The organism is Stutzerimonas stutzeri, from assembly GCF_024448895.1.
Classification (GTDB): domain Bacteria; phylum Pseudomonadota; class Gammaproteobacteria; order Pseudomonadales; family Pseudomonadaceae; genus Stutzerimonas; species Stutzerimonas stutzeri_Q.
In genome coordinates this window covers 347,431-353,792 of the sequence record NZ_JAMOIC010000003.1, presented here as the reverse complement: position 1 = coordinate 353,792, position 6,362 = coordinate 347,431, and the positions used below count along the sequence as shown (strand labels likewise).

The window sequence follows — 6,362 nt, the reverse complement described above, 5'->3', positions numbered from 1 at the left end:
CTGTTTTTGAAGAAGTTTTTCTTTCTTCTCAACCGCTTGCGCTTCCGATCAACCTAGCGTCTCTCGTCAGCGGGAGGCGAATCATACAGCGTCTAAACCCGCTGTCAACCACCTCTTTCAACCGCCTCCGATCAACCTGACCGAAGCCACCAACAGCGCTAAACCACCACCCTGTCAGCCCGGCGAATTCTACTCGAATTTGCCATCCGTGCAAGCCTTAAATTTCGCTAACCTCTTGATTTACAAAAGGTTTCGATCAAGGCCTGCGCCGGAGAAGGTGCGCATTATAGGTGCTGGAAAACTCACGTCAACGCTTGTTTTAAGATTTATTCCTGTTTAAGGGAAACTCGACCAAATGATTTTTTCCCCGCCTGGCAAACATGACTCGCGCCAAGCTTGAAAACGAAGCTCTTGTCGATCACCTCGCCGTCTACACGCACTCCGCCAGATGCGAGCAGATCACGCGCAACGGCCGCATTTTTTGCGAGACCCGCGCGATTCAATACCGAAGCAATAAGCATATCTTCAGCAGCGCGCAGTTCAACTTCCGGAATATCTTCCGGCAGCTCGCCTTCCTTCATTCTATTACCAACAGATCGGTGTGCCGTTGCCGCTGCCTCTTCGCCATGGAATCGAGCCACAATCTCCTCGGCGAGCTTGATCTTGATGTCACGAGGGTTGGCGCCGCCCGCCACGTCAGCCTGAAACTCTTCGATCTCTGCCATTTCGCGGAAACTCAGCAACTCGAAGTAGCGCCACATCAGCGCATCAGGCATCGAGACAAGCTTGCTGTACATCAAGCCCGGTGCTTCCTGAATTCCGACGTAGTTCCCGAGCGACTTGGACATCTTTTTGACACCATCAAGCCCCTCAAGGAGCGGCATGGTGATGATGCACTGTGATTCTTGCCCATAAGCGCGCTGCAACTCACGCCCCATGAGGAGGTTGAACTTCTGGTCAGTGCCACCCAGCTCGACGTCCGCTCGCAGGGCCACCGAGTCGTAACCCTGAACCAATGGATATAGAAACTCATGGATAGCGATTGGCTGGTTGGTGGAGTACCGATTACTGAAATCATCCCGCTCCAGCATGCGCGCCACGGTGTACTGAGATGCCAGCCGGATGAAGTCGGACGGCGTCAACTGATCCATCCAAGTGGAGTTGAACGCGACCTCGGTCTTACTAGGATCAAGAATCTTGAAAACCTGAGCCTTGTAAGTCTCTGCATTCTCCAATACCTGATCCCGCGTCAACGGGGGCCGGGTAGCACTCTTGCCGCTGGGATCACCAATCATCCCGGTGAAGTCACCTATAAGGAAGACCACCTGATGACCTAGATCTTGCAGCTGTCGCAGCTTATTAATAAGGACGGTATGGCCGAGGTGAAGATCGGGGGCTGTAGGGTCGAAGCCAGCCTTCACCCGAAGCGGACGGCCGCGGCCGAGCTTGTTTACCAATTCGGACTCTACCAGCACCTCGTCAGCGCCGCGTTTGATCACTGACAACTGCTCTTGAACCGACTTCATTGGAGGCCCCACAGAGGAAATAAAGGCGGCCAACCTTACAAGAAAGCCAGGAAATTTCAACGCAATCGAACGCGAACCAGAACCCGAACTGCGGAACTCAAGGGTTGCCTCATCTTGGCTTTGGTTATATTTTAGACAGATATTTTCCTTGTACAAAATATCGCCAGTCATTTTCAAGATATCTAATGATCAAATCAAAGTCTAAAGCACCTCTCTACCCGAAAAGCCATCTGCTGGCTGCAAGCGGTGTAGCTGCGCTTCTGAGCCTGGCACTCCTTGTATTTCCATCTCGTGAAGTCGAAGCGAAAAAGACCTTTCTAGATCTTCGCCTCGATACCGCAGCCGAGATCGCAGCAGCGATTGAAGAACCGCTGAAGACCCCTTTAGCTGAAGCCCCGTTCGATCTCAATCAAGCCGCTCAGGAGCTGACCTCCCAATCTTCAGCGCTTGAAGAAGTGGAGGAGGCTGAAGCCGCAGCAAATCCTCTCCTGAAAGAAGTGGTGGTTTCTAATGGAGATACCCTATCAACCGTATTCGCAAAAGTGGGCCTTCCACAAACGACTGTTCACGATGTGCTCGCTAGCAGTAAAGAAGCGAAGCAGCTAGCTCGTCTCAAGGTTGGTCAACGTCTTGAGTTTGAGCTGGACGAGCAAGGCGGTTTGGCCAGACTGCGCAGCCCATTAAACAAGCTTGAGAACGTGCAGCTTGAACGATCCAGTACTGGATACGTATTCAAGAAGGAGCAGCTCAAGCCAGACGTAAACACAGCGTATGCCTATGGACGAATAGATAGCAGCCTCTTTCTTGCTGCGAAGCGGGCAGGCCTCACGCATAACCTGACCATGGATCTGGCCAATGTATTCGGCTACGACATTGACTTCGCCATGGACATACGCAAAGGCGATACTTTCGAGGTCGTGTACGAACAGAAGACGATTGCCGGGGAGCCAGTTGGTACCGGCAACATCCTCGCGGCACGTTTCACCAACCGTGGTAAGAGCTATACGGCAGTACGCTATACCAACAAGCAGGGCACTAGCAGCTACTACACAGCTGACGGAAAGAGCATGCGTAAGGCGTTCATTCGTACGCCAGTCGATTTTGCACGTATCAGCTCCCGCTTTTCCAATGGCCGCAAGCACCCGATCCTGAACAAAATTCGTGCTCATAAAGGCGTGGACTATGCCGCCCCACACGGCACCCCTATCAAAAGTGCAGGCGACGGCAAGGTTCTCCTCGCTGGACGAAAAGGCGGTTATGGCAACACGGTGGTCATTCAGCACGGTAATCGCTACCGCACGCTCTACGCTCATATGCAAGGATTCGCGAAAGGTGTCCGCAACGGGTCCTCCGTCAAGCAAGGTCAGATCATTGGCTACATCGGTACTACAGGCCTTTCAACCGGCCCACACCTGCATTACGAATTCCAGGTAGACGGTGTCCATGTCGACCCCCTGGGTCTGAAGCTGCCCATGGCCGACCCCATCGCAAAAGGCGAAACACAACGCTTCATGCAGTTGAGCAAGCCGCTGATGGCCCGCATGGATGAAGAACGAGCAACGATGCTGGCCATGAAGTCCGAATAAATGCCGCTTTACGTTGGCGTGATGTCGGGTACCAGTCTGGACGGGCTGGACTTCGCCCTGATCGAGCAGGAAGACCAAACAACACTACTAGCCACGCACTACGAGCCGATGCCGCAGCAGTTCCAGCAGGAGCTGCTCGCGCTATGCTCGAGCGGTCCCGATGAGCTAGCCCGTGCCGCCATAGCTGAGCAGGCATGGGCTCAGCTGGCAGCTGAGGGTATAGGAAGGCTTCTTCATGCTGCAGCTATCGACGCGGCTGCGATACGAGCCATAGGAAGTCACGGCCAAACAGTGAGGCATGAGCCTAATCGTGGCTTTACCATTCAAATCGGCAATCCGGCTCTCCTTGCGGAACTGACCAACATCAGTGTGGTGGCCGACTTCCGCCGGCGGGACGTGGCAGCAGGCGGCCAGGGAGCCCCGCTGGTACCCGCGTTTCATGAAGCCATCTTCGGCGACCCTACTCGCGTCCGCGCGGTACTGAACATTGGCGGCTTCAGCAACCTTAGCCTGCTTCAACCAGGCGAAGCAGCTCGCGGTTTCGATTGCGGACCCGGCAACGTGCTGATGGATTCATGGATTCGCCACCAGCAAGGCCAACAATATGATCGTGGGGGTGCTTGGGCATCCACCGGACGCGTAAATGCTCTGCTGCTTGATCAGCTACTTAGCGACAGTTTCTTTGCCACCACAGGGCCTAAAAGTACGGGACGTGAACTCTTCAACCTATCCTGGCTCGAAACCCATCTTGCTTCTTTTCCAACAATCTCACCTGAAGATGTCCAAGCCACGTTGCTTGAACTGACTGCCCGCAGCATCTGCGAATCACTCCTGGCAAGCCAGCCGAATGCGCAAGACGTACTTGTCTGTGGTGGCGGAGCACACAACACCGCTCTGATGAACCGACTCGTAACGCTGTTACCCGGCTGCGAGGTGACAAGCACCGGTGCCTACGGGATAGATCCCGACTGGATAGAGGCGATGGCGTTCGCCTGGTTGGCACATTGCTGCATTGAAGGAATACCGACCAATCGACCAAGCGTGACAGGTGCCCGCGGGCTACGCGTACTCGGCGGAATCTATCCCGCCTGACCTTCCCGCTACCGCCATTCATATAAAAGAACACCGTGCACGAGCACGGTGTTTTTATTTGCAGCGAAGGAATCAGATCGAGAAAGACTGACCGCAGCCACAAGTCGTCGTGGCGTTTGGATTCTTGATGATGAAACGAGAACCTTCCAGACCTTCCTGATAATCGACCTCAGCGCCGGCGAGATACTGGTAGCTCATCGGGTCGACCACCAGGCTTACACCCTCTCGCTCGATGATGGTGTCATCTTCGGCCAGATCCTCATCGAAGGTGAAACCGTATTGGAAACCAGAGCAACCGCCGCCCGTGACGAATACGCGCAACTTCAATCGCGGGTTGCCCTCTTCATCGACCAGACTCTTCACCTTGCTCGCGGCACCCTGACTGAACTGAATCGCGGTGGGCGTGAAGGATTCGACACTCATTTGGTTCTCCTGGCGCGGGAGCGCACATTACAGCGTTGACGGCGCATTATCGGCTTCTCCTACGAAATCGGTCAACTATTCATCACCAGCCAACCGAATGCCGGCATGTCCAAGCTGCAGACGCAATAAAAGCGGTCACGGCAACAAGGCCACATTGCCCAGCCCAAGACGCTCATCCATGCCAAAAAGGATGTTCATGTTCTGTATCGCCTGACCGGAGGCACCTTTGACGAGGTTATCAATGACCGACAGCACGACGACAAGGTCCCCACCCTGAGGTCGATGAACCGCAATACGACACACATTTGCGCCGCGCACACTGCGGGTTTCAGGGTGACTCCCAGCAGGCATCACATCGACGAACGGCTCGCTGGCGTAACGCTGCTCATAGAGCGCCTGCAGATCTACGGACTTGTCGGCAACCGTCGCGTATAGCGTGGCGTGAATGCCGCGAATCATGGGCGTCAGGTGCGGGACGAATGTTAGCCCGACATCAGCACCCGCTGCGCGGCGCAGCCCCTGAGTGATCTCAGGCAAATGGCGGTGCCCTTTCACGGCATACGCCATCATGCTCTCACCTGCCTCCGTGAATAAGGAACCGATTTTCGCCGCTCGCCCTGCGCCGCTCACCCCCGATTTACAATCCGCGATCAACCTCGATTTGTCAGCCAACCCACTCTCTAGCAAAGGGAGATAGCCCAGCTGAGTAGCTGTCGGATAGCAACCCGGCACAGCGATCAACCGGGCGCCCTTAATCTGCTCACGATTGACTTCAGGCAAGCCATAGACAGCTTCCGGTAGAAGTGCCGGAGCGCCATGTGGCTGACCGTACCACCTGGCCCACTCGTCAGCGTCCTGCAGGCGGAAGTCAGCGGAAAGGTCGATGACCCGAGTGCCCGCCTCAAGTAGGTCCGCTGCCAACGCGTGCGCCACGCCATGTGGAGTTGCGAAAAAGACCACATCACAAGAACCGAGCGTTGCAGTCTCCGGTACGCTGAAGATCAGTCCGTCGTAATGGCCGCGCAGGTTCGGATACATGTCCGTCACTTTCACGCCATTCTCGGAACGTGAAGTGATCACGGCCACCTCGGCCTGGGGGTGTTGTGCCAGCAGGCGCAGCAATTCGACACCGGTGTAGCCTGTGCCGCCAACGATTCCGACCTTGATCATGAGCTGCCTCGCGCAGTGGAACGATAAATACCGCCGATGATAAAGGCGGCTGCCGTCAGGGCCAACCTCTCAGATGACGCTTGGCCGTCTGAGCCACTACTATCAGTCCGAACCGCCATCAAGGAATTTCCGAATGCTCTATCTTTGGCTTAAAGCGCTACACATCGTTGCAATTGTCTGCTGGTTCGCTGGGCTCTTCTATTTACCGAGGCTCTTCGTTTATCACGCCATGAGCAACGACGTTGTCAGCCGGGAGCGATTCCAAACCATGGAACGCAAGCTCTATCGGGGAATTATGATTCCCTCGATGATCGCAACGCTGGTTTTCGGAATAGGCATGATTGCGTTGAACCCTGCACTCTTCAGCACTGGGGGCTGGCTGCACGCCAAGCTTGCACTGGTTGTACTGCTGATCGCCTATCACCACGCCTGCGGCGCACAGATGAAGCGTTTTGCGCGGAATGAAAACAAGCACAGCCACGTGTTTTATCGCTGGTTCAACGAAGCCCCGGTGCTGCTGTTATTGGCTATCGTCATCCTGGTAGTCGTGAAACCGTTCTGACCT

6 protein-coding genes are annotated in these 6,362 nt (G+C 55.1%); 3 read left to right on the top strand and 3 right to left on the bottom strand.

Going from position 1 to position 6,362, the window contains the following annotated elements:
• Window positions 1–326: 326 nt before the first annotated feature.
• Window positions 327–1,526 (bottom strand): tyrosine--tRNA ligase, encoded by a 1,200-nt coding sequence (tyrS, locus tag NA619_RS05775; RefSeq protein ID WP_255960838.1) that lies wholly within the window; start codon window positions 1,524–1,526, stop codon window positions 327–329.
• Between the two features lie 185 nt (window positions 1,527–1,711).
• On the opposite strand from tyrS, the gene NA619_RS05770 reads away from it, so the two are divergent.
• Complete coding sequence (locus NA619_RS05770; RefSeq protein WP_255960821.1) at window positions 1,712–3,112, top strand: peptidoglycan DD-metalloendopeptidase family protein; 1,401 nt, start codon at window positions 1,712–1,714, stop codon at window positions 3,110–3,112.
• Window positions 3,113–4,204 (top strand): anhydro-N-acetylmuramic acid kinase, encoded by a 1,092-nt coding sequence (locus NA619_RS05765; RefSeq protein ID WP_255960820.1) that lies wholly within the window; start codon window positions 3,113–3,115, stop codon window positions 4,202–4,204.
• Window positions 4,205–4,276: 72 nt separating this feature from the next.
• Here the strand turns inward: NA619_RS05765 and erpA are convergent, their stop codons facing one another.
• Both erpA and argC read right to left on the bottom strand, forming a co-directional pair.
• Window positions 4,277–4,627, bottom strand: a complete 351-nt coding sequence (erpA, locus tag NA619_RS05760; protein ID WP_122166900.1) for an iron-sulfur cluster insertion protein ErpA — start codon at window positions 4,625–4,627, stop codon at window positions 4,277–4,279.
• 135 nt (window positions 4,628–4,762) lie between these two features.
• Entirely contained in the window at window positions 4,763–5,797 is a 1,035-nt protein-coding gene (gene argC, locus NA619_RS05755) for an N-acetyl-gamma-glutamyl-phosphate reductase (protein ID WP_255960819.1), read from the bottom strand.
• A 133-nt stretch (window positions 5,798–5,930) separates the two neighbouring features.
• On the opposite strand from argC, the gene hemJ reads away from it, so the two are divergent.
• Complete coding sequence (gene hemJ / locus NA619_RS05750; RefSeq protein ID WP_255960818.1) at window positions 5,931–6,359, top strand: protoporphyrinogen oxidase HemJ; 429 nt, start codon at window positions 5,931–5,933, stop codon at window positions 6,357–6,359.
• Window positions 6,360–6,362 lie beyond the last annotated feature (3 nt).

What these genes read in the sequence shown, in the direction of transcription:
- hemJ (WP_255960818.1), top strand. Translation starts at nt 5,931, where the DNA reads ATGCTCTATCTTTGGCTTAAAGCGCTACACATCGTTGCAATTGTCTGC.
- argC (WP_255960819.1), bottom strand. Translation starts at nt 5,797, where the DNA reads ATGATCAAGGTCGGAATCGTTGGCGGCACAGGCTACACCGGTGTCGAA.
- NA619_RS05770 (WP_255960821.1), top strand. Translation starts at nt 1,712, where the DNA reads ATGATCAAATCAAAGTCTAAAGCACCTCTCTACCCGAAAAGCCATCTG.
- erpA (WP_122166900.1), bottom strand. Translation starts at nt 4,627, where the DNA reads ATGAGTGTCGAATCCTTCACGCCCACCGCGATTCAGTTCAGTCAGGGT.
- tyrS (WP_255960838.1), bottom strand. Translation starts at nt 1,526, where the DNA reads ATGAAGTCGGTTCAAGAGCAGTTGTCAGTGATCAAACGCGGCGCTGAC.
- NA619_RS05765 (WP_255960820.1), top strand. Translation starts at nt 3,113, where the DNA reads ATGCCGCTTTACGTTGGCGTGATGTCGGGTACCAGTCTGGACGGGCTG.